The organism is Clostridium bornimense, assembly GCF_000577895.1.
GTDB classification, from domain to species: Bacteria; Bacillota; Clostridia; order Clostridiales; family Clostridiaceae; genus Clostridium_AN; species Clostridium_AN bornimense.
In genome coordinates this window covers 397,661-424,133 of the sequence record NZ_HG917868.1, presented here as the reverse complement: position 1 = coordinate 424,133, position 26,473 = coordinate 397,661, and the positions used below count along the sequence as shown (strand labels likewise).

Here is a 26,473-nt window from a genome sequence, read left to right as displayed (position 1 = left end):
TTCTGACAAAATAAAAAAAGGCTCTCGCCTACAAGTTTTTATTTACTCTCAGCGATAACCTTATTTAATATTTAATCTTATATACTCCATCCTAATGCTAATCTTTTTTCTTTTAAATCTGATATTATTAGCTCTGCTAAAGCATCTGGATCTGTATTTACCTTCATACTAGATCCTAATGTTTTCTTTGTTCCTTCAGTTATAAACTCTGTAACCTTATCTGATCCCTGTACTGGAGCATAAACACAATGATATGAATTTATTCCAAATAATCTAAATCCAAGTGCTGCCCCTATTCCTTTTTCATTAGACCATTCTGGACTGGATAATCCATAAGGCATATCTTTAATATCATGTCCTACTTCTGCTGCTATTTTAGCAAAAAATCCTGATGATCTTGCATTATCAATACATTCTCCAACATGCCATACTGGTGGCAAATTATCTTTCTCTAAAAATTTTCTTAGCTTTGCGCCTGTCTTTTTCAATGCAGATGTGTTGCAAAATCCCAGTTTTAATAATGGGAATGAAGCACATCCATTAGTAAGAATAAGAACATTATTTTCAATTAATTTTGTTGCTACATCTACTGTAGCCTTTTCATAAATTACTCTTGGATTATTACATCCAACGATGTTCACAATTCCTAATATATCGCCATTTTTTAAACCATCTGCAATAGGTTTTACACTACCATAAAGACTTTCAATATATTCTACAGAGAATCCTACCTCTGCTTCAACTTCATATGGAGGTATAAACACTGGCATCCCCTGTCTATCTCTAAAGCTTTCAATAGCTCTTGTAACTATCTTTTTTGCAATCTTTGTAGTTTCATCTAAATTACTATGTTCATGATCGTAAGCATAATGTTCTGCACCTGGAAGTCTTGCTGAATCACTAGTTGTTACCACTGTAGTTTTAAAACAATTTGCAACATCCATTATAGATGGAAATACATCTTGAACATCAGCAACCCAAAGATCTAAAGCTCCAGTTCCCAAAACCATTTCTGCACCCACTGCATTAGATAATGGTATTACTCCATTATATCTATACATAGCTGAGAGTCCTGAACAACATATTCCATAAAACTGAATTCCTTTTGCTCCGTTTTCTTTTGCCAATTTAATAAATTCTTCACTTTGCCCTTGTTTTACTATCTCACTAACAAGAACTGGTGAATGTCCATGTACAGCAATATTTACATATCCTTTTTTAAGTGCACCAACATTAACTCTTGAAGTAGTTCTATTTCCTATTCCAAAAAGACTATCTGTAGCAATTGCTGAACCTACTACTCCAGAGAACACAAATGCAAGTCCACATCTTAAAAATTGTTGTAGAACATTATCAGCATCTCCATCAGTAGCTGCACCAGTTCTATGTAGTGCTTCAAATACTTCATGATAAGCACTTATCGGCATAATTCCTAGGTCACTCCACACCTTTTGTCTTTCAGCTGGTGCACAAGCTTTTATTGTTTTATATTCATCAGGAATTGTTCTTGATAAGTCATCTAAAAGAATATCTGCTAGTTTTGATGCTAATTCTTTTACTGTTTTTCCTTCTTCATATATTCCAAATTGTTTTGCTGTATTAATTACTTTTTCTTCACCGATTATAGGCAAGTCCAATTTTCCTTCTGCTGCAGATTTAAGTGCAAGAATTACTTCTCTTGCATGAGCTCCATGTGCAGCTACCCCACCAGCTAATGCACGGGTAAAATTTCTTGCCACAATAAGATCAGCATCCGCTCCACAAACACCTTTAGGACTTTTTTTAGTTATCTTACAAGGACCCATATAACATATCTTACAACAGGCACCAGCAATACCAAAACTACATTGTGGTTGTTGCTTATCAAATCTATCAAAAGCAGTATCACAACCTATTTGTTCCATATTCAAAAGCATTTCTCTTACTGCTGGGTCTGGAGTTTTCTCTAATACATCTTGTTTTGACGGAAATGTCTTTCTATATTCTGCTACTGCCTCTAAATAATCATTTACATTAGCTCCTCCACCATGACTATGATGATGACCATGATGATGTCCCCCTAAAACCTCATGATGATATTTTACCTTACTTCTTCTTAATTTAAACAAAATAATGCCCCCTTTTTAATTGTTTCATCTTTGAAATGATAATGGTAACTCTAAATTTGCTTTTTCTAAAACCTCCTTATTTCTAAGAAGTTCCTCTGATTTCCCTATAGCAATAACTTCACCATCTAGCAATATAACAACCCTTTCACAACAATCCAAAATCATATCTAAATCATGAGTAGCTATAATAAATGTCTTAGGAATATTCCTTATGATATTAATTATATTCCTTCTAGATTTTGGGTCTAATGATGCTGTCGGCTCATCCATTAAAATTATTTTTGGTTTCATCACAATGACACCAGCTATAGATATAATCTTCTTTTGTCCCCCTGATAATTTATATATTTCCTTATCTTTTAGTTTCTCCATAGATAACTGATTTAAAATTTCTATAACTCTAACATTAACATCTTCTTCTGAAACTTTATTACTTCTAAGACCAAATGATATATCTTCATATACTGTATTCATAAATAACTGATTATCAGAATCTTGAAATACAAAACCTAAATTTTTTCTAACTTCTTTTAAACTTTTTTTCCCTACCTCTACATTATCTACAACAATTCTTCCTTCATTACAAAAATAAAGTCCTGCAATAAGTTGTAATACTGTTGATTTTCCTGCACCATTTGCTCCTATTAAGCCAATCTTTTCTCCCTCTTTAACTTTAAAAGAAATATCTTTTATCGCCTCATATCCATCTGGATATTTGTAAGTTACTTTATCAACTTCCAATATATCTTTTCCCATAACACTTCTCCCTAGAATAAAATGAAAATAGCAACTATAATAAAACCATAAATTAAATCTATATTCTTCACCTTATGAACTTTACCACTATAGTATTCTCCTTGAAATCCTCTCATAATCATAGCTGAATATACCTGTTCTGACCTATCTATAGTCCTTAAAAGTAGTTGTCCCATTATCATCCCCCAATCACTAATAGTCATAGATTTTCTATTTGCTGTTCTTAATTGATAAGCAGATTTTATTCTACATCCTTCCTCCATTATTACTATAATATATCTGTAAATCATAAGTAATATAGAAACTAGAACTTTCGGAATTCTTAATTTCCTCATGGCCATAGCTAAATCAATTATTGTAGTAGTTGCTAAAAGTTGAAGTGTTCCAATTAATGAGAATATACATTTAAATAATAATAATAAAGAGAAAATAATTTCTTCATTAGAAAAATCTATAATAAGATTAATAGATATTATTCCTAATACAATTGGTAATACAAATATTAACTTTCTTAAGATTACCCTTATTGGTATTTTCCCCAAAATAAAAATAAAGATAGGATATGCTAATATAGTAATAGTATTTACAAGTAAAAATTCTTTCATGGAAATAACCTTTATAACATAAACTAATGTAACTATAATCTTTATTACAGGATTAATTTTATGTATTTTACTATTTTTTCTTCCTAAATCATCAATTTTTCTTATATTATATATAGCTTTACTGATATCTCCCATTTACTTTTATTCCTTTATAACCTTTCTTTTTTTCGATAATAATCCTAGTAAAAGAACAAATGATATTGTAATTACAACTCCAATAACCCCTGCTACAGTAGTACCAAACTTACCTAATACTTCGTTTCTTAAATTATACTCTGGCAAAATAGTAGTTTTTTCTTGAATTGATGCCACCTTTTCGTGAATTTCATTATTTCGTACTATTTCTTCTCTTCCTGTAGTTTTTAATATAGACCATTCTAATCCATCGGGATTTGATGAGGCGAAAATTGAAAGCCCTCCCCCAACAATTAAAGCTCCTAATAAAAACACCATAACTATCTTTTTTCTTGATACTTTCTTTACAGTGCTACTATTATTTTTTTCTAATAACTCTGGCCTATGACTCCAAATGAAGTTTATTAAAATTGCCGTAATCGCTCCTTCTACCACTGCAATTATAAAATGAATTGGTTGCATAAATATAAGAAATGTTGAAAAAGGTAATTCTGTTATTCCAGAAACAACGGTTTCTACAACTACACTAAATGAACCTAGTTGTAAGCTAATTACTGCTGCTAAAATTGATGCAAAATATATCCTCTTCTTTGAGTAACCTTTACTTAAAATCTTACTATATATTAATCTGTATCCTATAAAACAACTAAAAAAGCCCATATTAATAGCATTACATCCTAACGCTAATAATCCTCCATCGCCAAAAAATAATGCTTGTATTAATAACACCGATAATATCGATAAAAATCCTGCCTCAGGCCCTAAAAGTATAGCAAGCAAAAGGCCCCCTCCAATGTGTCCACTAGAGCCTGTTCCTGGTATTGTAAAATTAATCATCTGTGCCGCAAAAATAAAAGATCCTACAACACCCATTAAGGGTATTTTCTTATCAAATTCTAATTCTTTTCTTATTTTTTTCGTAGAATATGCAGAAATACCAACAGTAGCTACTGTCATCGTCACACCTACTAATGGTGTTATAAGTGCATCTGCCATATGCATAATGATTTCCCCTTTTTAAATATAATATTCTATACCATCTCTAGAGTTTTCTTCTAAAATATTTATGATGGTGCTTTTTAATTGATAAAACTCCTCACTTGATTTCTCTATTAACTGTTGATTTTCTCTATTAATTACCTCCCTTATCCTACCTGGATGTGGTGACATAATAATTATCTTATTTCCAAGGTATACTGCTTCTTCTACATCATGAGTTACAAAAACAATTGTAATACCTTCTTCACGCCATATATTTCTTACTTCCTCTTGAAGATTACTTCTTATTATTGGATCTAATGCACCAAAAGGTTCATCCATAAATAATATCTTTGGTTTTACAGCAAGAGCTCTAGCAATAGCGACCCTCTGTTGCATTCCTCCTGACAATTGGTGAGGATAATGATTTTTAAACTTTTCCAATCCTACTAATCTCATATATTTTTCTGCCACAACTTTTCTTTCTACTTTAGGTAATTTCAATGTTTCTAATCCAAATTCAATATTTTTCTCTACATTTCTCCATGGTAGAAGTCCATAGTTCTGAAATATTGTTACTCTTTCTATGGTAGGCTTATCTACCTCAATACCATTAATATATATTTTCCCATCAGTAGGTTTATCAAAAGCAGCCATCATATTTAGTAATGTACTCTTTCCACATCCACTAGGTCCTAAAAGGCATACAAAATCGCCTTCATCTATATCGATATTTATATTATCTAGTACCTTAATCTTATCATTAAAAACCTTAGACACACCTTCTACCTTTATACTCATAAAAACTCTCCTTTCTAAATCTAATATGAATTTCCCCATTTAGAACTTATTTTTCTCTCTACTATTTCTATACCCTTATCTAAAATAAGTCCTATAACTCCTATAAATACTATTCCAGCTAATAACATGTCATATCTAAGATTATTTCTGGCATCAATTATTAAATATCCAAGTCCTGATTGAGCTCCTACCATTTCTCCTGCAACAAGAAAGATCCATGCACTACCTAGTGCAATATGCATTGCATTTATTATCACTGGAAATATTGCTGGCAATACTACCTTTATCATCAATCTAAATCCCTTAACATCAAAATTACTAGCTATTTTCAAATATGTTTTGTCTATCTTTTTTACTGCTGAAACTGTAGATAACAATACTGGAAAAAAAGCTGCTATAAATATTATTACTATTGCTGGTAAATTACCTATCCCAAAAATAATAACTATAAATGGAAACCAAGCAGTAGGTGATATAGGTCTTAAAAGTTGTACTATTGGATTTACAATATTCCAAGCTTTTTCATACCATCCTAATAATAATCCTAACAATATAGCCACGACTACTGCTACAGAGTATCCTACAAAAAACCTATATAAACTTATGCCTATATATTTTAATAAAATACCATCCTCTATCATTTCCCTAATTGCTTTCACTACATTTATTGGTGATGGTATAATAGTACTCCCTACCTTTCCTGTCACAGATAGTAAAGTCCATAGTATAACTAATATTCCAATAGATATAATAATGTTGATAATTTTTTCTCTTTTTTTCATCTCTACCCTCCTATTTTTACTTACTCTAATAAAGAATTATCTACAAATTCATCATAAGTTGGTGGCTTATCTAATAACTTCATTTCTTTTAAATAATCAGATATTTTATTATAATCTGATTCTTCAATTCTTAATTTTTCGAAAGATATCCATCCTAAAGATTCAGTTAGAACTTTATCTTGTACATTAAGAAATTCTTTTGCTCTAATTTCCCTTTCTCCTTTATTACTCAAATCTTCTGTAGCTGCACTATACTTTTTCACTATTTCTTTTGCCTTTTCGTTTCTATTTTTTATAAAATCGCCTCTAAAAACTAATGCACAACAAATTGAATTTGGAATAATTTCAGAAGATTGTTTTAATACCTTTCCATTACCATTAACAACTGCTTTTGCCCCAAAAGGCTCTGCAACACAATATCCATCTATTCTTTTTTCTAATAATGCCACAGCCATCTCAGATGGTGGAAGCTCAATAATATTTATATCTTCTAATTTCATATTTTCTTCTTTTAACATTTCATAAAGTAGAATATAGTGAGTAGACAACTTATTAGGTATTGCAAAATTTTTTCCCTTAAGATCTTTTACACTTTTTATTTTTTCATTTACTATAACAGCGTTTCCATCACTATGCCCAAGTGCCACTGCTTTTAAATCTATCCCTTGTGATTTTGCTTTCATTGCCAACTCTATAAGTACAGAAGCACCATCTATCTTTCCAGAATTTAATGCATCCATAAGTTCTGGCCATGATCCAAATTTAATAAGTTCTATATCACCTCTCTCTACTTCTTTTTCTACATACAATGGTAATGAATGTGTTATAGGTAAATATCCTATCTTTACAGAATTTTTCACTACCTTTTCATCACTGTTGCACGATACTAATAACAAAAACATCAACGATATAACTATAAATAAAACTATTCTTCTATATTTTTTCATCTTCTCACTCCCTACCACTTTAATTATTTAATTTATACTTTTCTTATATGATTACTATGTTTTAAATTTTATCACTATATTTTACATTTATCAATATTTTTGTAACAATTTCATTATCATTACATTTATCTATATTCACTAAAAGATATATTTAGTAAAACACCTATAAATTCCTTCCCCCTATGTTACTTTATTTTTTGTTCATATTATTGTAAGTACATTTCTCTTGTTTTCAAAAATATAACATTAAATTATATTTTTTAATATTATGTGTTTTATTGACATTGATGAGGTACCGAACTATAATATTATTCGGTACCTCATCAATTTAAAAGGAGTTGAATTTATGACTTTAAAAGACGAAGAAATTGTCGAGTTATTTTTTGATGTTACTAGATTAAATCGGCATTTTTCACAAACTCGTTACGGTAATATGAATCCTTTCAGAGGACAATATTACTGTTTATCAGTATTGGACTATGTTGATATAATCAATCAAAAAGATTTAGCAAAACTACTTCATATACGCCCTACATCACTGAGTGAACTCTTATCTAAATTAGAACAAAAGGGGTTTGTAAATCGAGTTACCTCAGATACTGATAAACGTATTAGTTTAGTTTCTCTTACTAATGATGGAAAGCATAAAGCAGAAGAAGTTCGTAAAAAACGAGCTATTGCGCATAAAGATATGTTGTCTTACTTAACATCAGAAGAAAAAGAGGTATTTTATAGTGCTCTACAAAAAATACAAAAATTTTATATTAGTATGGAGGGAAAAAATGAATAATTCAGAATGTCTCACAGAGCATAAAAGCACAATGAATAATGTAGAATCTATTACAGATCGTAAACGCTCAATGATATTTATAAATATCGTTATAACTTGTATTGCTAGTTCAATGCTAGCAACAGCCTTAACAACAGCTTTGCCATCAATGATTTCTGATATGAATATTAGCGTTACTACCGGGCAATGGCTCACAAGTGGATATGCCTTGGCTATGGGAATTATGATGCCTTTAACAGCTTTCTTAATTACAAGGTTTCCAACTCGTAACTTATATTTATCTGGCCTCACTATTTTTATTTTAGGATTGATACTCTGTGCTATTGCTCCAAACTTTCATTTCATGATGTTTGGTAGAATACTACAAGCTAGTGGAAACGGCATTCTTACATCAATGGCTCAGGTTATAATTTTATCAATTTATCCTGCTGAAAAACGTGGTACTGCAATGGGGTGGTATGGTTTGTCCATAGGTGCGGCACCTGTAGTTGCTCCAACCTTAGCAGGTATAATTGTTGATGTAATAAGTTGGAGAGCCATATTTTATATTACAATCGTAATAATATCAGCTTCTTTAATCTGGGCTCTATTTGTATTTGATAATGTTTTAGATACTGTTAAAAAGAAATTTGATATAATTTCATTTATTATTAGTATATTTGCTTTTGGAGGTATCACCTTAGGTGTTGGTAATATAGGAAATTATAAATTTATAAGTATACAAGTATTGCCAATATTAATTATTGGAAGTATAGCTACGATTCTATTCGCATATAGACAACTTCACTCTAAGCAACCATTTTTAGAATTAAGAGTTTTAAAAAATAAAAATTATACTATAAGTGTTATAGCAAGTATGTTATTTTATTTTGTTATGATGGGTTCATCTATGTTAATGCCTTTATATGTACAAACAATTCTCGGTTATTCTGCTACAATTTCTGGACTAGTTATATTACCAGGTTCTATGTTAATGGCAATTATAAGCCCATTTGCAGGAAAATTATATGATAAAGCAGGTATGAAGATACTATTTATCTCTGGAGCAGCATGTCTATTGTTAAGTAATATAGGTATGATTTTTATTAGCATGAATACACCTTTATGGGTATCATCAATTTTAAATGTACTTCGTAATTTATCTATTGGTTGTCTATTGATGCCACTTGTAACTTGGGGAACAAGTAATGTAAAAAAAGAATTTACAGCAGATAGTACTGCACTTCTAACATCTCTTCGTACAATTGCTGGCGCAATTGGTACTGCTGTATTTGTAGCTATTATGAATACTGTTACAAAAAATTCAATCAAGACTTATGGATCTAATGCACCGATGCATGGAATTAATATTGCATTCTTATTTATGAGTATAGCTACAGTAATCTTACTATTAGTTGCTATTTTCACTTTTAGTGGAACAGAAAACAATAAATATAAAAATATTGAGAAATAAATTTACAAGAAATACTGTAAGTTTTGGTATGTCGAGTCACTAGCAAATATAGGTGGTAACATTAAAGGTCATATGTAACACTGTACATTTCATTCTTGTCGGTCGCCACCTATTCTGCTATCTTTTCTAATATGTAATCTTTAACCAAAAAATTCAACTAGTACCACGAAATCAATTTTATTTTCATTATGATAATCATTAAACACTCTATATCTATATGAATAGTTTAGTTGACTAGTCAACTAAAAAGTAATAAAATAACATTTGTAATATAGTTGACTAGTCAATTAAATTTAAGAGGTGATTACTATAAAACACTTTGTAATGTTCAATAATAAAATCTTTAGAAACACTCAAAGCTATTTAGATAAAATTTTAAAAAAATATGATCTAAGTAGCGGAGCTTACCCTTATTTGTTTATGCTAGAAAAAAATGAAGGCATTAGCCAAATTAAAATAAGTAAAGAGATTGGTAATGATAAAGCAATGTCAACACGAACCATTAATAAATTAATAGAAAATGGTTTTATTTATAGACATCAAGATGAAAAAGATAATAGAGCATATAAGTTATACTTAACTCCAAAATCAAAAGAAGTTATACCTAAACTACATAAAGAGATTCAAATAGTAGTTGATTTAATAACAGAAGATTTATCAGAGGAAGAATTGCTTATTACTATGAGATCTTTAGAAAAAATTTTTGAAAAAACACAATTATTAAGAAAAAAGGAGAATCTATAGTGGAAGAATCAAAAAATATAAAGAAATGGACTATATTTATAGTAGTAGTATTAGCCGTATTTATGTCTACCTTAGATGGTAGTATTGTAAATGTTGCTTTACCTAACATGGCAAAAGCTTTAGGTGTAACAACATCTAAAATTCAATTAGTAGTAACAAGTTATTTAATTGTTATTGTAGGAATTATTTTAGTTTTTGGACGTCTTGGAGATATGTTTGGTAAAACTAAAATGTTTAAAATTGGCATGCTATTCTTTACTATTGGATCATTATTATGCGGAATTTCAAGATCTTTTCCAGTATTAATTTTTTCAAGAGTAATACAAGGAATAGGTGCCGCAGGAACTATGGCAAATAATCAAGGTATTATCACTGAAATATTTCCTGAAAACGAAAGAGGAAAAGCACTAGGACTATCAGGTACAGCGGTCGCATTAGGCTCTTTAGTAGGTCCAGGATTAGGCGGGATTATAGTAGGCGCTACTAGCTGGGAATACATCTTCTTAATAAATGTTCCTATTGGAATAATAGGACTAATTTGTGCTTTTAAATTACTTCCTAAATCAACTAAAAAAAGTAATGAAAAAATTGATATTATAGGCTCTATTCTATTTCTATTTACAATGGTACCTTTATTTATATCATTAAATGAAGGTGTTAATATCGGATTTACTTCACCACTAATTATTTGTGGCTTTATTATTTCAGTTATTGCATTTATTATATTTATTCTTGTGGAAAGAAAGTTAGAATCTCCATTATTGCAATTAGATATGTTTAAAAATAAATTATTTTCTTTAAGTATATTCTGCGGATTTATAAGCTTTGTAGCAATATTCTGTCATAATACTATATTGCCATTTTATCTTCAAAATTTAATGTCTTACTCACCACAAAAATCAGGTATGATTCTGATGGTTTATCCATTAATATTATTGGTAGTTGCCCCTATAAGTGGTAGTTTATCAGATAAAATCGGTTCTGAAATATTAACACTTATCGGATTAATCTCTACAAGTTTAGGACTATTTCTGATGTCATCATTAAATGAAAGTTCATCAATAATAAATATGATCTTCTTTATTGTAATTATGTCTATTGGAATGGGATTATTTCAATCTCCAAACAATTCACTTGTAATGTCTACAGTTGCAAAGAACAAACTTGGGGTTGCTGGTAGTATAAATGCACTTATCAGAAACATTGGTATCATAAGTGGAACAGCATTATCTACAACTCTATTATATACAAAGATGAGTTCTAAAATTGGATATCATGTTACCACTTACATACCAGAGCGAACTGATGCATTCATATATGGAATGAGATGGGTTTATATAGTAGCTGGGATAATATGTGTTATTGGTGCCTTATTAACATTTTTAAGAATGGTAAGGAAAACAAAGTAATTAAACTCTATTACTTTGAAATCAGAAATTGCTCCTTCTTTCTCTTCTAGAAGGAGCAATTTAACTAATCCACTTTAATTTATCCTATTCAATAATATATGAATTTTATCTCTAAAACTCTTTTACTGTTTCTTTAGCTTCCTTAATTGCATTTTCAATAATTGCTTCTACATCTTCACCTATAACATCTAAATTATCTGCTGCTATTGTAGTAAAATCACTTATTCCAAAGAAAGCAAATATTGTTTTTAAATATCTATCTCCCATTTCCAACATTGTAGCTGGTCCTTCTGAATATGATCCACCTCTTCCAACAATATATACTGCTTTTTTCCCTTCGCATAAACCAACTGGACCATTGGCAGTATATTTAAATGTAATCCCTGTAACACTTACATAATCTATATATGCCTTTAGTATTGCAGGTATACTTAAATTCCACATTGGTGCAGCTATAACATATTTATCTGCCTCTGCAAATTGATATGCATATTTTAAAATTGGATGATTTCTACTTTCATCATTCTTTGGTCCAAAAACTGCACTTAAATCTTCACCTTTTAAGAAATCAATGTTTTCTTTATATAAATCTAAAGTTATTATTTCATCCTTTGGATTTTTTAATTTATATTCTTCTATAAATTTATCAGAAATTTTAAATGTTCTTGATTGCCCTTCTGGTTTTACATTTGCTTTTATATATAATATTTTACTCATTTTTATATACCTCACTTTAAATTAATTTTATTAAAAACTCTTATTAAGTCTATCCTTTTCCTTATTGAAGAATTCAGCTATTGTAAGTATCTTTAAAAAATATCTTATTATAATAGTATGATATAATTAAAATAAACTTTTATCAATAACGCACTTTTTGGTAACATAGTGACAACAAAGTAACTAATATGAATGTGAGGTATCTAGAATGAATGAAATATCCAATATACATGACGAATGTTATATGAAAGATAAATGTGCTACATATACAAAATGCCCTATGGTTTTAGTTCAAGATATAATATCTGGCAAATGGAAAATACTAATTTTATGGTATCTAAGTTATAGTACCCTTAGATTCAGTACTCTTCAAAAAAAATTACCTAATGTTTCTCCCAAAGTGCTTTCAAGACAATTGAAAAGTATGGAAAAAGATAATCTTATACATAGAAAAGTATATCCTGTTGTTCCACCTAAAGTTGAATATAGCTTAACAGATACCGGAAAAAAATTAATTCCTATCTTAGAAATGATGCATAAATTTGGATCTGAATATATAGAAGAATCAATTGAGTCTTCAGAAAAAAATAATCTCCAATAATAAATATCTATATTATTGGAGAAATATATTAAAAAAATATTCTTTAATCACTATTCCACACTTTCACTTATTGATTGAATCATAGCAACAAACTTAGGACTATTTACATATACATATTTAAAATCAATATTTTCTGGTTTAACATTGTTACTAATAAAAATTTTAATTTGCTCTATGAATATATGCCATAACCCACTTATCTTATATTGCATATTTTGCAAAACATCTAGCCCACAACCAGTAAATGAATATCCTATATTTTGCAAATCTAATATACTTGGATATAATCCTTCTTTTAAACAAGAGTTAAATAACATTTCTAAATCTTTCATCTTTATAAAGCCCATAACTACTTCAGTAGGATCATATTTAATTTCAATCTTTTTATTTTCTTCACATATTTCATTAGAACCTTTATTTTCTAAATCATTCTTAAAATTTACTGTAGCTCTTTTCTTAGCTTCTTCATTTTCCAATATAGGTTTAATCTCCTCCATTATGCGATAATATCTATCTTTGGGTATAATATCTTCATTAAACTCTCCTAAACTTTTAATAAGATTAAGAAATTTTTCACTATTTTTACATACATAATTAAAATCAATATTTTCAACTTCACCAGTACTTGCTAGTCTTTCGCCTTCAGATATAAATTCACTCCATAAATATTTTATGATATTATCTAATGCTGTAACTTCATTAGAATCTAGACAAGCTATAACATAGTATTTTTCCTTAAAACTAGATGCATCTGGAATACGTCCATTTTCTAAATATGAATTGAATACTTGCTCTAAATCCTTTATACATATAAATCCTAATAATTTATCTAAATTCTCACCAATGCTTGGAATCTTATAACTATCTTCCTTATTTTCATATACCTCACCTTTAAGATCACTAAAGATATATGTATTGAATTTCCCTGTATCTTCATATTTTTCAAGGTCTTTAGTAATAACTTCTAATCCTCTATATAAAATTTGATTCATCGCAAAGTTATCTTCAATAACCAAACCTTCCTTACCTAAAATAGAACTTAACCTATTTTGAATATAGCATATTCTATTTTCTATCTCTTTGCTTATTTTTAAATTCATAATACTGTCACTCCTTACTATCTTCCGTGCTTGTACAGTTTTTCTTTTATGATTAAAATATTCTGCTCTTAGTCGATAAATAATATTTATATACATATTTTATCATCTTTTGTAATATATTTGTATATTCTTATATACAATTATTAACTATTATTTTAACTTCTATAATAAAATATGTATAAATTCAACTTAAACTATCCATACTATAATTGTAAAACCAAACTGAATGTAGGAGGGAACAACGATGTCAAATCAAAGTAACCAAAACATTCAATGTTCAGAGGCTTACGAAGGAAATGATGCTGGAGATAAGCCAATTAACACGCTAGGCTTATAGGACTCTATGTCTTATAAGCCGGTAAGGTTTTATAAAAAAGAGCTATCGCTAAGAAATTATTTTCATTAGCGATAGCTTCTTTATGTTCTACATTTATATTTTTCTAAATAGAAAACTAAATTTACTACCTTTTCCTTCCTCACTTTCAACTTCAATTTCTCCATTATGATTGTAAATAATACGATGCACTATAGATAATCCTAAACCATATCTTAAATTTTATCTTGTTCAATCTACATCGTAGCTAATTAAAATGAATTAATTACCGCTGAATATGACAATCACATAGTGTCAAGTCAATATACCTATAAAATTAAAAAAGGTTGTAGTACAAACTACAACCTCTAACAATCTAAAATTATCTTCTATTTTGTTCCTTTTTAGCTCTTCTACAAGACACACATCTTGTTGGCTCATTTGTGAATCCTTTTTCTTCATAGAATTCTTGCTCTCCTACTGAAAATACGAATTCACTTCCACAATCTCTACATTTCAATGTTTTATCTGTCATAAACATTCCTCCTAAAATTAAAGATTCTAAATTGATATAATAATCTCTAACTTTCGAGAAACTATTTACCTAAATGAAACTTTTTTATTAGCAACTTTGCTATTTATTTATAATAACATAATATTTATTTAATAGCAACCTTTTTTTATCTGTAAAGAATATTTTCCAGATTAACATTTCACAAACATTTCTTAAAAATTTCACAAACATAATAGAAGTAGAATACAATTACCGAAGTAAAACAAAAACATTTTTGGAGGTATTTAAAATGACTAAGAAAAACTTTATTACTCTGGTGCTTGGTGTTATTGGCGGAATTCTGTTCGGAATTGGTATGTGCATGTGCCTACTCTCTGAATGGAATGCATTTACCCTCGGCATTATTGTAACAGCAATCAGTGCAGCATCTCTTCTTGCATTACTGCTCGTTCGTAGAAAAATCGATGGTAAGAAAGCCGAAAAGCCAAACTGGAAACTCATCGGTAAAATCACCTTCGGTGTGTTTGGTTCTCTAGTTCTTGGATCAGGTATGTGTTTGGTTATGGTTTGGGAAATGATGCTTTCAGGAATTGTTGTCGGTGTATTAGGTATTTTCTTGCTGCTATGTTTAATTCCGATGTGTATCGGCTTAAAATAAATTGTAAAGGAGATTATAAAAATGGCTAAATCAAAATTAGTTAAAGCTAACGAAAAAATTGCAAATGGTGTTGTAGGTAGATATAAAAAGATTGAGGATACCGTTGTTAAATCCTATCAGAAAATTGAAGATAGGTTTATTGACCAATATTTAACCAAAGACGGAGAAAGTATTGAAGATGCCAAAAAAAGAATTAACGAAGAAAAACTAAGATTTTAAAACTACTGAGAATGTTTGATAACACATGAATTATCGCTATTAGTGATGCAGTTGTTGTTACTATTATTAAAAAGAATAAAAATAATTAGCAAAGCCTGACCTGTACAGTATTATTGTACAATCAGGCTTTGCTTAATTCCAAACGTAAACAAAACTTTAACATTTTCGTGTTATAATACAAAAAAATAATTGTAAGGAGCAGATGATATGTTCAAAATTTTAGTTGTCGAAGATGATAGGGAATTGAATAATTCTGTCTGTGCTTTTTTAAACAGTAGCGGATATGAAGCCATAGGCTGCCTTGATGCCAACACTGCTTATGATGCAATGTATGAAAATATATTTGACCTTATCATTTCTGACATTATGATGCCGGAAATTGACGGCTTTAAGTTTGCAAAAACGGTGCGTAGCCTCAGTGAGGATATTCCTATACTATTTATGACCGCAAGGGATGATTTTGCTTCAAAGCAACGTGGCTACCGTGTAGGTATTGACGATTATATGGTAAAACCTATTGATTTAGACGAGCTTTTTCTACGTATTGGCGCTTTACTCCGTAGAGCAAAAATCGCTTCAAGTCGTACACTGATGGTAGGTAGTTTTACGATGGATATGGACGAGCATACCGCTTATTTAAATGATGAGGAAATCTCGTTGACTACAAGAGAGTTCAGACTTTTATATAAATTACTATCTTACCCGAAAAAGACCTTTACAAGAACACAGCTGATGGACGAGTTCTGGGATGCAGAAACCACCTCGGGAACAAGAACGGTAGATGTATATATAACAAAACTTCGTAATAAACTATCCGCTTGTGGTGATTTTGAGATTATAACGGTGCACGGTCTTGGATATAAGGCGGTGATTAAGTGAGAAAAAAAGATTTTTGTTTAGAAATACGGTCTTTTATAATAACATTTTTACTTTTTTTCATTCTCTGTGGCTTTGTAGTAACAGTTTCATTTTTGATATTCTTTAGATCCACTGAATTACCACCAGAAGAAGTCCGTGAAGCAGCACCGATAACCTTTATAAACATACTGATTATTACCATAGTATTTGTATTGATAGACACAATCCGTCGTAAAATTACGGTAGACCGACCTGTAAAGCAAATCAAAAAAGCATTAAAGCAAATAACAAAAGGAAACTTTGATGTAAGACTTAACACGCAAGGCATCAATTCAAATTTTGCAGAAATTATGGAAAGTATCAACATAATGACTACGGAGCTGTCCGGTGTAGAAACCTTGAGAACAGACTTTATCGCTAATGTGTCCCACGAAATGAAAACTCCTCTTGCCGTTATCGGCAATTACGGTACACTTTTGCAAAGTGATAGTTTGAGCGATGAACAAAGAGCAGAGTATGCAAGAATAATAACAAATTCAACAAAACGCCTCGCAGAGCTGATGACAAATATCTTAAAGCTCAATCGCTTAGAAAATCAGCAGATTTATCCACAATCAAAAGAGTATGATTTGAGTGAACAGCTATGCCAGTGTTTTTTACAGTTTGAAACAATTTGGGAAGATAAAAAAATCGAAATTGATACTGATATTCCCGAAAATATAACTGTAAATGCTGATGCAGAGCTACTGTCACTTGTATGGAACAATTTATTTTCTAATGCTTTTAAGTTTACTGAGAAAGGCGGCACCGTCACTGTTTCACTTTCGACTGATGAGAAATATACAACTGTAAAAGTTACAGACACAGGTTGCGGAATGACAAAAGAGGTTGGTTCACATATATTTGAGAAATTCTATCAAGGTGATACATCTCACGCAATGCAAGGTAATGGCTTGGGACTTGCTCTTGTTAAGAGAATTATGGATATTACAGGTGGCGAAATTTCTGTCAACAGTTCTGTGGGGATTGGCAGTACCTTTGCGGTAAAGTTGCGTAGGAATACTAATGGAACGCTATAAGAAAATTTTACTTAAAACATTATTCCCCAACATTGCCATAGTTTTATCGATTGTTATATTTGCAGCGCTAGGTCTCGCTTATGTGTTTTTCAACGATTTGGAGGAAAATACTATTGCTATTACAGTATATTCACTGTCCTTTTATGCGTTGTGCGTGATAATTGCAAGAATTATTACTTCGGCAAAGCGTATCAATGTTTTTTTACATGAAAATAGTCATACTGCAAGATATTTATCAGAAGCTGAGTTTCGAGCAAGAATTTCCTTGCATATCGGAACACTTATCAATATAGGATATGCTATATTCAAACTAATTGCCGGAATTTTATATTCCTCAAATTGGTTCGGTGTAGTTGCCACTTACTATATGGTATTATCTCTTATTCGTTTTTTACTCATATCCAATGACCATCAGGCAAAAAAACTTAAAGAAAATATATCAATACACCAATGGAAAAGCTACCGTTTATGCGGAATACTGCTTCTGCTTCTTAACGTTACAATGTCGGTAATGATATTTCAGATGATTTGGCAAAATAAAGGATACTCTTATCCCGATTTTATCATATATGGTTCAGCCACATATACCTTTTACCGCTTAACCATATCTATTGTAGGAATATCAAGCAAAAAAATCGCAAGCCCTGTATTATCAGCGGCGAAGCTTCTTGATTTATCAATCGCATTGATGGCAATGTTCTCCCTTCAAACCGCAATGCTGTCTGCTTTCGGCACTGATATAGCGGTAAATACATGCATACTGATGAATGCACTAACCGGAGGAGCCGTCTGTCTTACGGTGGTGTGCATTGCCGTGTATATGATTGTAAAAGCGAGAAAAAGATTATTGAATGTGTCAAAAGAAGTATGACGAATGAACAATAATTTATTTGCCTTCATTACAAATCTATTGTTTTGCAGTAAATAATATCATTATAAAAAGATTGTAAATTAACAAAACTTAAACATAACACAATCAACTCGAAAACAAAAGTCCTTTATAATTAACTCATAAATCAAATAGGAGGTTTTCACATATGGGAAATAATAATAATAATAATAATAATTTTAATTATACCTACTCTGCACCGGAGCAAGAAGAAATCAAAAAAATCCGTGCCAAATATACGCCGAAAAACGAAACTGTCAGCAAAATGGAACAGCTCCGAAATCTCGACAGAAGCGTAACCAATAAAGCGATGATAATATCATTAACTGTTGGTATCATTGGTACGTTAATCCTCGGATTTGGTATGAGCTGCTCAATGGTATGGACAGATAAATTATTTGTTGTAGGTATCATAGTAGGCATTGTAGGCATCGCTATTCTTTCGGTAGCCTATCCTCTATACAATAGAACAATCAAAAAAGAACGAGCAAAAATTGCTCCACAGATTTTGAAGTTGACAGAAGAATTGGAAAAGTAATTAAACTTAAAAACTTATATTAAAATAAACAGTAACTATCCAAGTTTTTTATCTTTTATTACTTTAAAATATCTCGATATAGATATTTACGCAATCCCTATCAATAATCTATTTATTCATCTATAAGAAAGACCACACAAAAGCTTTTTATACTTTCGTGTGATCTTTACTTTGACATCACATAGTTTCAAACTAATGGAACTACAAAATTTATAAAATCAAAAAAGGTTGTAGTATAAACTACAACCTCTAACAATCTAAAATTATCTTCTATTTTGTTCTTTTTTAGCTCTTCTACAAGATACACATCTTGTTGGCTCGTTTGTGAATCCTTTTTCTTTATAGAATTCTTGTTCTCCTACTGAAAATACGAATTCACTTCCACAATCTCTGCATTTTAATGTTTTATCTGTCATAAATATTCCTCCTAAAATTAAAGATTCTAAATTGATATAATAATCTCTAACTTTCGAGAAACTATTTACCTAAATGAAACTTTTTTTGTTAGCAACTTTGCTACTTGTTTATAATAACATAGTATTTATTTAATTGCAACCTTTTTTAATTATTTTTTATAAATAATTAAAATTAATATAATATCTTCTATAAATTCCAATTATGAAATGCTATCTTCCTCATATTTTAGTATATCCCCAGTATTAGAATTTATGTCATAGTTATACTCCTTATTATTATAGTAAAATTCTATTTCATATTTTTCAATTCCATCATCAAAATCTAATTCTGCTTTTTTAAATGTAACCTGATTACTAGATAGATTTGCATGTTTTAATGCTATTTCTTTTGCTTGATCTACTGAAATACTAGTTGTATTATTTATATTATCTTGTTGATTGTTTTTTTCATCATAATCATATTTTATTATTTCTCCATTAGATGCATTTACTTCATAATCATATTCCTTATTTTCATGATAGAATTCTATATCATATTTGTTTACTCCATCATCCGAGTCACTTTCTGCTCTAATAAATGAAACTTGATCACTTGTTAAATTTGCATGATTTAATACTATTTCCTTCGCTTGCTCAATTGTTACTTGTTTATTAGCCTCATTGCCATTATTTAATGTTGTTGAATTATTACATCCTACTAAGCTCATACTTATACTAATTATAATTGTTACTAATGCTAATTTCTTCATTTTATTCTCCTCCTATATAAATTATTTAATTAGATTAATCTTCACTTTTATATTTCCCAAAATATCAATAATATAATTTATATTTAGAATTCTATATCGTTCCATTCCTCCATCTATTTTTCTCGTTGTAAGTATTGCCATAACTTTTTTTATATTCCATTAGGATATGTTATTTTCTTTTAATTGTACTATTTATAATACCGCATTTTATATATTAATAAAATCAATCTACGAATTAATTTATTTAATTTTATATATTGAAATATTAAATAAATTAATTTTATGATTAATTTATTTAATAAAACTCTTTACATTCTATAAAAAAAGGAGTACATTATTATTAGAGATTGGAGGTAATTTATGTATAAAATATTAAGTCGTTGTCCAGTATGCTCTCATAAACTAAAAGCTATAAAATTAAAATGTACTAATTGTAATACTATTATCGATAATGAATTTAAATTATCTAAATTTGATTATTTAAATAATGAACAATTATATTTTATAGAAACCTTTATAAAATGTAGAGGAAGTATAAAGGAAGTTGAAAAAGAGCTGGGCATCTCATATCCAACAGTTAGAGCCAAGTTAGATGAAGTTATTGAAAGTTTAGGCTATTCAACAAAAGAAACTAAAGTTAAAGAAGATAGCAAGGACGTTTTAGTTGCTCTAGAAAATGGAGATATCTCCGTTGATGAAGCTATTAGTAAATTGAAAGATTAAAATTGGGAGGATTATTATGAACGAAGAAATAAGTATGATATTAAAAATGGTTGAAGAGGGTAAAATCTCTGCTGATAAGGCAAAGGAACTAATTGATGCTTTAGGAAATAAATCTAAAAATACTGAAGCTGTAATCTCTAAAAAATATGAGGATAAATTTTTAAGAGTTGAAGTTTTAAGTAATGAAGGTGATAAAGTAAATGTGAAATTACCAATCAAGGTAATTAAAGAAGTCATAAAAGTTACTGGTAAATTACCAATATCTACATCTATTGAAGGTATGAATGGAATCGATATAGATGACCTAATGAATACTATAGTATCTTGTTTAGATAATGAAGTTATGGGAGAAATAGTAGATATATGCTCCAGCGAAGGAGATATCGTTAAAATAGTTATAGATTAGAGGTCTTTAAATGATAGTTTCAATAAAAAGTAAAGATTTAAATTTAACTTTACCAGTACCATTATCTATGGGAAGTATGATAATAAGATTTATTCCAAAAAAACATCTTAACAATGAACAAAAAAAGATAGCCTTACAGCTTTTTAAATCATTAAAAAGTAGTTTAAAAGGTTATAAAGGATTACGAGTGGTAGAAGTTGTATCACAAAACGGTGAACATATTACTGTCACAATATAACAGAAGTCACAGGACACAAGTAAGATATGCTAGTGAATAGATAATAGTGAACTCAACACTTATACTCTAAGAAATTCCGCAGGAATTTCCTCCATCACTGTGCCCTGTGCCCTCATACTTGTGCCTTACCTTGTGCAATAGCTCTTTTATTTACCTAAAATAATTCACGTCATTCTATTTACATATTGTATCTTTATTTAGTTAGGTCATCAATTATATCAAAATAATTTTCAAAGGTTTTTGCGCAACATTTATAATTATTAATTACTATGCCTCCAACACGCAAACCAATTAAGGTAAATGCCATTGCAATTCTATGGTCATCATATGTCTCTACAGCAGCAGGGATTATTGTTCCTGGTTGTATACTGATACCTTTATATTCCTCACATTCCTCACACTTAATTCCAAGTCGAGTCAATTCTTTAACAATTGCACATATTCTATCTGTCTCTTGAAACCGAATATGTGCAATATTTTTTATTATTGTCTCTGAAGTTGCAAATGGCGCAATTGCGGCTAATGTCATTGTTTGATCAGAAAAATCATTCATATCAACAACTATACCAGGGTATGTTCCATCTTTGGTTCCTCTTACAGATATTCCATTGTCTGTATCTTCTATTGAGCATCCAAGTTGTTTTAGCACGTCTAAAAATTTAATATCGCCTTGTATTGAAGTGAAATGTACATCCTTAACTACTACTGTTATTCCTAATAATACGGACATTGCATAAAAATAACAAGCTCCTGATACGTCAGGTTCAACTTGATACACTGGTATTTGATAAGATGAATTAAATGGTATATAGAATTGATTTTCTTTACGAAAAACATCAATTCCGAACTGTTTCATCATAGAAAGAGTAAGCTTAATATAAGCCCCTTCAGTCCTGCTACCAGACATTTTTAACTTAAGCCCTTCAGGTATCATTACACCAGCCATTAGTAGTGCACTGACAAATTGACTACTTACAGTTGTATCCATCTCTATTTCATTGGAACTTATTCCTGTTGAATGGATTTCGAATGGAAAGTGTCCCTCTTCCTCAATACAATTTACTGTGACTCCAATATTTCGAAGTAAGATTTCTTATTATCACAATCAACTTCAGCTAATGCTCCATATAGAATTATCATCGGTGCTGTATGCCCAAATTTCATAAAATGTCTTTTGGATGTTTAATTTGAAATATATGTTTTGTATAATAAAATATATTCATAATTAATGATAGTAACAACAATATAATCAATGATAGGATGATATTATGAAAAATATAAAATTAATAATTACAGATTTAGATTTCACTTTACTTCATACTGATAAAAGCATCTCTGAATATTCTAAAAATATATTTAGAAAATGTTCTGAATATGGAATAAAAACAGCAATTGCAACAGCAAGATATAAGATAGGTGCAGAAAAGTATATTAATATTCTGAAACCAGATTTTGAAATAACCACTGATGGAGCGATGGTATATCACGACGGTGAGCTAATCTATGGTTGCGGATTTAGCTTAGATACAACTAATCATATAATTGGTGAAATAAGAAATATTAGTACAACACTTAAAATAACAGTAGCAACAGATATCGGTGTCTTCTGGAATAGCCATAACATCTCAGAATCTCCAAAATTGTATAAAGCAATTTATAATGATTATTCAAAGCCAATAAATAATTGCGCATATAAAATAGTAGCAGAGTTGCCGGACAAAAAAACTGCTTTAAATATAGCTAATAAATTTCCAGATTGTAAGTTAATTTGTTATCGAGGCGAAAATCTATATGGCTTTATAAATAAAAATGCTGGTAAAGTTCAAGCCATAAAATCATTAGCAAATTACTTAAATATTGATTTATCAAATATTATTGCCTTCGGTGATGACTTTAATGATGTAGAAATGCTTAAACAATGCGGTTATGGTATTGCTGTATCAAATGCTATTGAAGAAGTATTAAATATAGCTGATTATATTACTGATAATAATGATGAAGATGGAGTTGCAAAATTCATTGAAAAAAATATTTTTCTTATATAAACGTAATATAACAGAAACCTGATTTTTCTCAAATATATTTTAATATTTCCAGTGGTGTTTCAACTTGTATAAACTCTTTCTTCCTTCCCACTGGTTGAGTGGTTCCTTCTTTCAAGTACCATACTGCCTGCAAAGCCTTCATTCCTATCTGAGATGCAGTTTCCAACTTTAAACTACCACCATCACCAACATATATGCATTCATCAGGCGACATTGATAATTTATCCATAAATCTAATAAATATTTCTTCGAAAGTCTTTTTGCCAACAGTTCGATCATCCTCTGTTGGTTCCCATAATGATTGAATAAGATATCCACCTTCCAATTTTTTATATTGTAATTTCCCTATACTAGTGACAGTTAAAGTAATTGACACAATAAAATAAGGTATATAAAATAATATTTATCTAAAAAAGTACGTAAGCGTCAAAGTTTTGGTACCTTTTATCAATTAAAAAAATATATTAAAATATCCCGGTAGGGCAATTTATATAAGCCCTATCGGGATTTGTTTATTTCTTTATTTTAATTTTTAAATTATCAGGAATACTACTTGACCAAGGCATTAGATTTTCTAAAGCTTCGCTATTATTAGAATCAATATTTAGTAAATTGTTAAAAAGATAAACCAAATATTTTTCTACAACAACTTTATTAGCTTTAGCTGTTTCTATAATGCTGTATAACTTAGCACTAGATGTTGCACCTTTAGCAGTATTAGCAAATAAGAAGTTTTTTCTTCCAATAACAAAAGGTTTGATAGCTCTTTCAGCAGCATTATTATCAATTTCTAGTGATCCATCTAATAATACATTTTTCAGTCCAGGTAAATGTTTTTTAGCATAGTCTAACGCTTTACCTAACGGACTTCTTGGAAGTGCATTTTTTATTTCAGTTTCAACATATTCAATAAAGTTATCTAGAATAGGTTCTAATTTTTCTTTTCTTATATTAAACCTAATATCATAATAATCTTCATTAGAAGAATATGTTTCTCTAAGCTCTTTTTCAAGTTTATAAATTTGCTCACAATAATTAAACCCTATTACACCACGAGATTTTTTTAGGGCTTCTTTATCAAGATTTTCTACTATTTCATAGAATTTTCTTCTTATGTGAGCTAAGCAATATAGCCGAGTAGCTTCGCTAACGGAGTTGTATCCGGAATATCCATCAGTTTGTAGATATCCACTATATTCTCCAAGAAAAGCTTTAGGACACGAGCTAGATCTAGTATTTTGATAATCATAAAGGATTATCGGTTTAGCATTAGTTTCACTCATATATAGCCACATATATTTCTTAGACTTAGAACTCTTACCATTATCATTGATTACCTTCAATGTAGTTTCATCAGCATGAATGTAATTTCTATTAAGAAGTTCTTTTTTCATGTAATTATATATCGGCTCTAATGCTTTAGCAGCTGACATGGTCCAGTTACATAAAGTCTGACGACTAAGAGTAGCCCCCATCATGTCAAAATAAGACTGTTGCCTATATAATGGCATAGCATGAAGATATTTAAGTGCAATAGTATGAGCAATTAATTCATTAGAAGCCATGCTATTATAGAAAATAGTTTTAGGCATTTCTGGTGAAACAATCTTACTATCTTCATTTTCCTTCTCGCATGTTTTACAAGCATAGCTGTACAATACGTGTTCTTCTACTATTAATTTACCAGGAATATATATTAAAATTTCTTTTCTAGATTTAACTCCAATTTCAACTAGTTCACTGCCACATTTATCACAGATTAAATCATCGCCTTCTAATTTATGTTCTATGATTTTTCTCTCTAAATTAGCAAGGTTATCTTTCTTACCAATATTATTGCTTTTCTTAGCTCTCTTATATGTAATTTCTTCTACCGTAGGTTCTTCTACTTTTGAATCACTATGTTTTTCTGCTTCATTAAAAAAGCATAATTGATTAGCATCTACTTTCTCACTAGATGCTCCAAATATTTTTTTATTTTTATTTGAAATAATTCCTTTTAAAAACTCTAATTCATTTTTGAGATTTTCTATTTCTTTATTTTTAGAATCTATTTCTTTTTCCATTTCTTCGACTTTTTCAATTAATACTTGGCTTCTTTCATCAAGTTCATTGCTAATAATTTCGTGATTCATAAGTACCTCTTTTAACATTTATTTATATATATATTATACCACAAAAACCCTTGAAAATAAAGGATTCTCAAGGGTTCTTATATATCTATTTTTAATAATAATTACCTTCTTTTACTGGTTTAAATTTAGACTTTATTCTCACTTCATATCCTTTCAAAAGCCAACGTAATTCTTCTATATTTACACTTACTGCTTCCTCCTGCGTAGCAGGCCATTTAAAGCGATTTCCTTCTAAACGATGATAATATAACCAAAATCCTTCATCAAAATGGAGTATCTTTAACTTATCCATCTGTTTATTACAAAAAACAAATAATGCTTTATCAAAAGGATTGAGCTGCAGTTGATTTTTTACTATCATTACTAATCCATCTATACTTTTTCTTAAGTCTGTTGGGCCGCAGGCTATATATACTGTTTCAACCTTATCTATATTTAACACTTTAATAATAGCTCCTTAATTAAAGAATTTATCAAAGCAGTCTCCGATGTCGGAATAGCTACGCTAATATTACCAATTGAAATCTTCACCTCAGATGAAGCTCCAATATCTTTTCTAACGATATTTGCTTCCGTATTAATTTTTATAGGATGAAATACTGGCGTAGCCTTTTCTTCAATTTTTCTTTTATGATAGTAAAATTGACTTTTATTAATATTATTTTCTTCACAATAATCTTTTACAGTTAAATTTTCATCACTAGCATAATAACGATTTATATATTCTCTCCATTCATCATTACTTAACTTTTTATACATACCTAACC

32 protein-coding genes and 1 pseudogene are annotated in these 26,473 nt (G+C 29.7%); 15 read left to right on the top strand and 18 right to left on the bottom strand.

From position 1 onward, the window contains the following. Positions 1–77: 77 nt before the first annotated feature. From cooS to CM240_RS01920, 7 genes are read right to left on the bottom strand one after another with little or no spacing between them, the layout of a single operon-like run. Positions 78–2,108, bottom strand: coding sequence for an anaerobic carbon-monoxide dehydrogenase catalytic subunit (gene cooS, locus CM240_RS01950; protein WP_044036006.1), 2,031 nt, complete (start codon positions 2,106–2,108; stop codon positions 78–80). Positions 2,109–2,132: 24 nt separating this feature from the next. Further along, a complete protein-coding gene (locus tag CM240_RS01945) occupies positions 2,133–2,864 on the bottom strand; it encodes an energy-coupling factor ABC transporter ATP-binding protein (protein WP_044036003.1) in 732 nt (243 codons plus the stop codon). Positions 2,865–2,875: 11 nt separating this feature from the next. Further along, the gene (locus CM240_RS01940) at positions 2,876–3,604 is read right to left on the bottom strand and encodes an energy-coupling factor transporter transmembrane component T family protein (protein WP_051483635.1); all 729 of its coding nucleotides are present in this window, start codon (positions 3,602–3,604) and stop codon (positions 2,876–2,878) included. A gap of 6 nt (positions 3,605–3,610) precedes the next feature. Further along, the gene (locus CM240_RS01935) at positions 3,611–4,606 is read right to left on the bottom strand and encodes an energy-coupling factor ABC transporter permease (RefSeq protein ID WP_044036001.1); all 996 of its coding nucleotides are present in this window, start codon (positions 4,604–4,606) and stop codon (positions 3,611–3,613) included. Positions 4,607–4,621: 15 nt separating this feature from the next. Beyond that, positions 4,622–5,383, bottom strand: a complete 762-nt coding sequence (locus CM240_RS01930) for an ABC transporter ATP-binding protein (protein WP_044036000.1) — start codon at positions 5,381–5,383, stop codon at positions 4,622–4,624. Between the two features lie 20 nt (positions 5,384–5,403). Further along, positions 5,404–6,165 (bottom strand): ABC transporter permease, encoded by a 762-nt coding sequence (locus tag CM240_RS01925; RefSeq protein ID WP_044035999.1) that lies wholly within the window; start codon positions 6,163–6,165, stop codon positions 5,404–5,406. 20 nt (positions 6,166–6,185) lie between these two features. Beyond that, positions 6,186–7,112: an ABC transporter substrate-binding protein gene (locus CM240_RS01920; RefSeq protein ID WP_044035997.1), complete on the bottom strand. Its 927-nt coding sequence runs from the start codon at positions 7,110–7,112 to the stop codon at positions 6,186–6,188. A 346-nt stretch (positions 7,113–7,458) separates the two neighbouring features. Between CM240_RS01920 and CM240_RS01915 the strand changes: the two genes are divergently transcribed. The 4 genes from CM240_RS01915 (at position 7,459) to CM240_RS01900 (ending at position 11,508) form a co-directional block, all read left to right on the top strand. Next, positions 7,459–7,902, top strand: coding sequence for a MarR family winged helix-turn-helix transcriptional regulator (locus CM240_RS01915; RefSeq protein WP_044035996.1), 444 nt, complete (start codon positions 7,459–7,461; stop codon positions 7,900–7,902). After that, positions 7,895–9,355, top strand: coding sequence for an MDR family MFS transporter (locus CM240_RS01910; RefSeq protein ID WP_242838485.1), 1,461 nt, complete (start codon positions 7,895–7,897; stop codon positions 9,353–9,355). Before CM240_RS01915 ends, CM240_RS01910 begins: the two co-directional genes overlap by 8 nt. A gap of 324 nt (positions 9,356–9,679) precedes the next feature. Continuing rightward, the gene (locus CM240_RS01905) at positions 9,680–10,099 is read left to right on the top strand and encodes a MarR family winged helix-turn-helix transcriptional regulator (RefSeq protein ID WP_044035995.1); all 420 of its coding nucleotides are present in this window, start codon (positions 9,680–9,682) and stop codon (positions 10,097–10,099) included. After that, positions 10,099–11,508 (top strand): MFS transporter, encoded by a 1,410-nt coding sequence (locus tag CM240_RS01900; RefSeq protein ID WP_044035994.1) that lies wholly within the window; start codon positions 10,099–10,101, stop codon positions 11,506–11,508. Before CM240_RS01905 ends, CM240_RS01900 begins: the two co-directional genes overlap by 1 nt. Positions 11,509–11,619: 111 nt before the next feature. Here the strand turns inward: CM240_RS01900 and CM240_RS01895 are convergent, their stop codons facing one another. Beyond that, the gene (locus CM240_RS01895) at positions 11,620–12,225 is read right to left on the bottom strand and encodes an FMN-dependent NADH-azoreductase (RefSeq protein ID WP_044035993.1); all 606 of its coding nucleotides are present in this window, start codon (positions 12,223–12,225) and stop codon (positions 11,620–11,622) included. Positions 12,226–12,433: 208 nt separating this feature from the next. Here CM240_RS01895 and CM240_RS01890 point away from each other — a divergent pair, with 208 nt between their 5' ends. Beyond that, positions 12,434–12,826: a winged helix-turn-helix transcriptional regulator gene (locus tag CM240_RS01890; RefSeq protein WP_044035991.1), complete on the top strand. Its 393-nt coding sequence runs from the start codon at positions 12,434–12,436 to the stop codon at positions 12,824–12,826. A gap of 50 nt (positions 12,827–12,876) precedes the next feature. Here CM240_RS01890 and CM240_RS01885 read toward each other — a convergent pair whose 3' ends face one another. The 3 genes and pseudogenes from CM240_RS01885 to CM240_RS01880 form a co-directional block, all read right to left on the bottom strand. After that, positions 12,877–13,926: a hypothetical protein gene (locus CM240_RS01885; protein WP_044035990.1), complete on the bottom strand. Its 1,050-nt coding sequence runs from the start codon at positions 13,924–13,926 to the stop codon at positions 12,877–12,879. Between the two features lie 430 nt (positions 13,927–14,356). Continuing rightward, positions 14,357–14,461 (bottom strand): annotated as a pseudogene (locus CM240_RS17165) (hypothetical protein); the annotation flags it as partial. Between the two features lie 160 nt (positions 14,462–14,621). After that, a complete protein-coding gene (locus CM240_RS01880; RefSeq protein ID WP_044035989.1) occupies positions 14,622–14,774 on the bottom strand; it encodes a zinc-ribbon domain-containing protein in 153 nt (50 codons plus the stop codon). Positions 14,775–15,042: 268 nt separating this feature from the next. On the opposite strand from CM240_RS01880, the gene CM240_RS01875 reads away from it, so the two are divergent. The 6 genes from CM240_RS01875 (at position 15,043) to CM240_RS01850 (ending at position 18,994) form a co-directional block, all read left to right on the top strand. Next, positions 15,043–15,411: a hypothetical protein gene (locus CM240_RS01875; protein WP_044035988.1), complete on the top strand. Its 369-nt coding sequence runs from the start codon at positions 15,043–15,045 to the stop codon at positions 15,409–15,411. Between the two features lie 21 nt (positions 15,412–15,432). Next, positions 15,433–15,630, top strand: a complete 198-nt coding sequence (locus tag CM240_RS01870; RefSeq protein ID WP_044035987.1) for a hypothetical protein — start codon at positions 15,433–15,435, stop codon at positions 15,628–15,630. Positions 15,631–15,837: 207 nt separating this feature from the next. Next, positions 15,838–16,509: a response regulator transcription factor gene (locus CM240_RS01865; protein ID WP_044035985.1), complete on the top strand. Its 672-nt coding sequence runs from the start codon at positions 15,838–15,840 to the stop codon at positions 16,507–16,509. After that, the gene (locus CM240_RS01860) at positions 16,506–17,567 is read left to right on the top strand and encodes a HAMP domain-containing sensor histidine kinase (protein WP_044035984.1); all 1,062 of its coding nucleotides are present in this window, start codon (positions 16,506–16,508) and stop codon (positions 17,565–17,567) included. Before CM240_RS01865 ends, CM240_RS01860 begins: the two co-directional genes overlap by 4 nt. Further along, positions 17,554–18,438 carry a hypothetical protein gene (locus CM240_RS01855; RefSeq protein WP_044035983.1) on the top strand — a complete coding sequence of 295 codons (885 nt, stop codon included), beginning with the start codon at positions 17,554–17,556 and terminating at the stop codon, positions 18,436–18,438. Before CM240_RS01860 ends, CM240_RS01855 begins: the two co-directional genes overlap by 14 nt. A gap of 166 nt (positions 18,439–18,604) precedes the next feature. Next, positions 18,605–18,994: a hypothetical protein gene (locus CM240_RS01850; protein ID WP_044035982.1), complete on the top strand. Its 390-nt coding sequence runs from the start codon at positions 18,605–18,607 to the stop codon at positions 18,992–18,994. A 263-nt stretch (positions 18,995–19,257) separates the two neighbouring features. Here the strand turns inward: CM240_RS01850 and CM240_RS01845 are convergent, their stop codons facing one another. Beyond that, the gene (locus CM240_RS01845; protein WP_044035981.1) at positions 19,258–19,410 is read right to left on the bottom strand and encodes a zinc-ribbon domain-containing protein; all 153 of its coding nucleotides are present in this window, start codon (positions 19,408–19,410) and stop codon (positions 19,258–19,260) included. A 200-nt stretch (positions 19,411–19,610) separates the two neighbouring features. Continuing rightward, on the bottom strand, positions 19,611–20,159 hold the full coding sequence (locus CM240_RS01840) for a PepSY domain-containing protein (protein ID WP_044035980.1): 549 nt from the start codon (positions 20,157–20,159) through the stop codon (positions 19,611–19,613). 360 nt (positions 20,160–20,519) lie between these two features. Here CM240_RS01840 and CM240_RS01835 point away from each other — a divergent pair, with 360 nt between their 5' ends. The 3 genes from CM240_RS01835 to CM240_RS01825 are packed head-to-tail and all read left to right on the top strand — an operon-like array spanning position 20,520 to position 21,526. Continuing rightward, on the top strand, positions 20,520–20,882 hold the full coding sequence (locus CM240_RS01835) for a DUF2089 domain-containing protein (protein WP_044035979.1): 363 nt from the start codon (positions 20,520–20,522) through the stop codon (positions 20,880–20,882). Positions 20,883–20,898: 16 nt separating this feature from the next. After that, positions 20,899–21,288: an SHOCT-like domain-containing protein gene (locus tag CM240_RS01830; protein ID WP_044035978.1), complete on the top strand. Its 390-nt coding sequence runs from the start codon at positions 20,899–20,901 to the stop codon at positions 21,286–21,288. 10 nt (positions 21,289–21,298) lie between these two features. Beyond that, entirely contained in the window at positions 21,299–21,526 is a 228-nt protein-coding gene (locus CM240_RS01825; protein ID WP_044035977.1) for a hypothetical protein, read from the top strand. Positions 21,527–21,719: 193 nt separating this feature from the next. Here CM240_RS01825 and CM240_RS01820 read toward each other — a convergent pair whose 3' ends face one another. Continuing rightward, positions 21,720–22,550, bottom strand: a complete 831-nt coding sequence (locus CM240_RS01820) for a 3-phosphoshikimate 1-carboxyvinyltransferase (RefSeq protein WP_242838496.1) — start codon at positions 22,548–22,550, stop codon at positions 21,720–21,722. A 244-nt stretch (positions 22,551–22,794) separates the two neighbouring features. Here CM240_RS01820 and CM240_RS01815 point away from each other — a divergent pair, with 244 nt between their 5' ends. Beyond that, positions 22,795–23,571 (top strand): HAD family hydrolase, encoded by a 777-nt coding sequence (locus CM240_RS01815; protein ID WP_044035975.1) that lies wholly within the window; start codon positions 22,795–22,797, stop codon positions 23,569–23,571. 28 nt (positions 23,572–23,599) lie between these two features. Here CM240_RS01815 and CM240_RS01810 read toward each other — a convergent pair whose 3' ends face one another. The 4 genes from CM240_RS01810 to tnpA all read right to left on the bottom strand — a co-directional run bounded on the left by CM240_RS01810 (position 23,600) and on the right by tnpA (position 26,465). Next, positions 23,600–23,947: an HAD family hydrolase gene (locus CM240_RS01810; protein WP_156930496.1), complete on the bottom strand. Its 348-nt coding sequence runs from the start codon at positions 23,945–23,947 to the stop codon at positions 23,600–23,602. Between the two features lie 136 nt (positions 23,948–24,083). Continuing rightward, the gene (tnpC, locus tag CM240_RS01805; RefSeq protein WP_051483633.1) at positions 24,084–25,706 is read right to left on the bottom strand and encodes an IS66 family transposase; all 1,623 of its coding nucleotides are present in this window, start codon (positions 25,704–25,706) and stop codon (positions 24,084–24,086) included. Between the two features lie 91 nt (positions 25,707–25,797). Beyond that, positions 25,798–26,148: an IS66 family insertion sequence element accessory protein TnpB gene (gene tnpB, locus CM240_RS01800; protein ID WP_044035973.1), complete on the bottom strand. Its 351-nt coding sequence runs from the start codon at positions 26,146–26,148 to the stop codon at positions 25,798–25,800. Next, on the bottom strand, positions 26,142–26,465 hold the full coding sequence (gene tnpA / locus CM240_RS01795; RefSeq protein WP_044035972.1) for an IS66 family insertion sequence element accessory protein TnpA: 324 nt from the start codon (positions 26,463–26,465) through the stop codon (positions 26,142–26,144). Before tnpA ends, tnpB begins: the two co-directional genes overlap by 7 nt. Between the last annotated feature and the right edge of the window lie 8 nt (positions 26,466–26,473).

Excerpts from the sequence above, each read along its gene's own strand:
- CM240_RS01830 (WP_044035978.1), top strand. The coding sequence starts at position 20,899 with ATGAACGAAGAAATAAGTATGATATTAAAAATGGTTGAAGAGGGTAAA.
- CM240_RS01935 (WP_044036001.1), bottom strand. The coding sequence starts at position 4,606 with ATGCATATGGCAGATGCACTTATAACACCATTAGTAGGTGTGACGATG.
- CM240_RS01895 (WP_044035993.1), bottom strand. The coding sequence starts at position 12,225 with ATGAGTAAAATATTATATATAAAAGCAAATGTAAAACCAGAAGGGCAA.
- CM240_RS01840 (WP_044035980.1), bottom strand. The coding sequence starts at position 20,159 with ATGAAGAAATTAGCATTAGTAACAATTATAATTAGTATAAGTATGAGC.
- CM240_RS01880 (WP_044035989.1), bottom strand. The coding sequence starts at position 14,774 with ATGACAGATAAAACATTGAAATGTAGAGATTGTGGAAGTGAATTCGTA.
- CM240_RS01945 (WP_044036003.1), bottom strand. The coding sequence starts at position 2,864 with ATGGGAAAAGATATATTGGAAGTTGATAAAGTAACTTACAAATATCCA.
- tnpA (WP_044035972.1), bottom strand. The coding sequence starts at position 26,465 with ATGTATAAAAAGTTAAGTAATGATGAATGGAGAGAATATATAAATCGT.
- CM240_RS01910 (WP_242838485.1), top strand. The coding sequence starts at position 7,895 with ATGAATAATTCAGAATGTCTCACAGAGCATAAAAGCACAATGAATAAT.
- CM240_RS01815 (WP_044035975.1), top strand. The coding sequence starts at position 22,795 with ATGAAAAATATAAAATTAATAATTACAGATTTAGATTTCACTTTACTT.
- CM240_RS01865 (WP_044035985.1), top strand. The coding sequence starts at position 15,838 with ATGTTCAAAATTTTAGTTGTCGAAGATGATAGGGAATTGAATAATTCT.
- CM240_RS01855 (WP_044035983.1), top strand. The coding sequence starts at position 17,554 with ATGGAACGCTATAAGAAAATTTTACTTAAAACATTATTCCCCAACATT.
- CM240_RS01905 (WP_044035995.1), top strand. The coding sequence starts at position 9,680 with ATGTTCAATAATAAAATCTTTAGAAACACTCAAAGCTATTTAGATAAA.
- CM240_RS01875 (WP_044035988.1), top strand. The coding sequence starts at position 15,043 with ATGACTAAGAAAAACTTTATTACTCTGGTGCTTGGTGTTATTGGCGGA.
- CM240_RS01930 (WP_044036000.1), bottom strand. The coding sequence starts at position 5,383 with ATGAGTATAAAGGTAGAAGGTGTGTCTAAGGTTTTTAATGATAAGATT.
- CM240_RS01885 (WP_044035990.1), bottom strand. The coding sequence starts at position 13,926 with ATGAATTTAAAAATAAGCAAAGAGATAGAAAATAGAATATGCTATATT.
- tnpC (WP_051483633.1), bottom strand. The coding sequence starts at position 25,706 with ATGAATCACGAAATTATTAGCAATGAACTTGATGAAAGAAGCCAAGTA.
- CM240_RS01845 (WP_044035981.1), bottom strand. The coding sequence starts at position 19,410 with ATGACAGATAAAACATTAAAATGCAGAGATTGTGGAAGTGAATTCGTA.
- CM240_RS01825 (WP_044035977.1), top strand. The coding sequence starts at position 21,299 with ATGATAGTTTCAATAAAAAGTAAAGATTTAAATTTAACTTTACCAGTA.
- CM240_RS01925 (WP_044035999.1), bottom strand. The coding sequence starts at position 6,165 with ATGAAAAAAAGAGAAAAAATTATCAACATTATTATATCTATTGGAATA.
- CM240_RS01915 (WP_044035996.1), top strand. The coding sequence starts at position 7,459 with ATGACTTTAAAAGACGAAGAAATTGTCGAGTTATTTTTTGATGTTACT.
- CM240_RS01940 (WP_051483635.1), bottom strand. The coding sequence starts at position 3,604 with ATGGGAGATATCAGTAAAGCTATATATAATATAAGAAAAATTGATGAT.
- CM240_RS01870 (WP_044035987.1), top strand. The coding sequence starts at position 15,433 with ATGGCTAAATCAAAATTAGTTAAAGCTAACGAAAAAATTGCAAATGGT.
- CM240_RS01890 (WP_044035991.1), top strand. The coding sequence starts at position 12,434 with ATGAATGAAATATCCAATATACATGACGAATGTTATATGAAAGATAAA.
- CM240_RS01850 (WP_044035982.1), top strand. The coding sequence starts at position 18,605 with ATGGGAAATAATAATAATAATAATAATAATTTTAATTATACCTACTCT.
- CM240_RS01920 (WP_044035997.1), bottom strand. The coding sequence starts at position 7,112 with ATGAAAAAATATAGAAGAATAGTTTTATTTATAGTTATATCGTTGATG.
- CM240_RS01835 (WP_044035979.1), top strand. The coding sequence starts at position 20,520 with ATGTATAAAATATTAAGTCGTTGTCCAGTATGCTCTCATAAACTAAAA.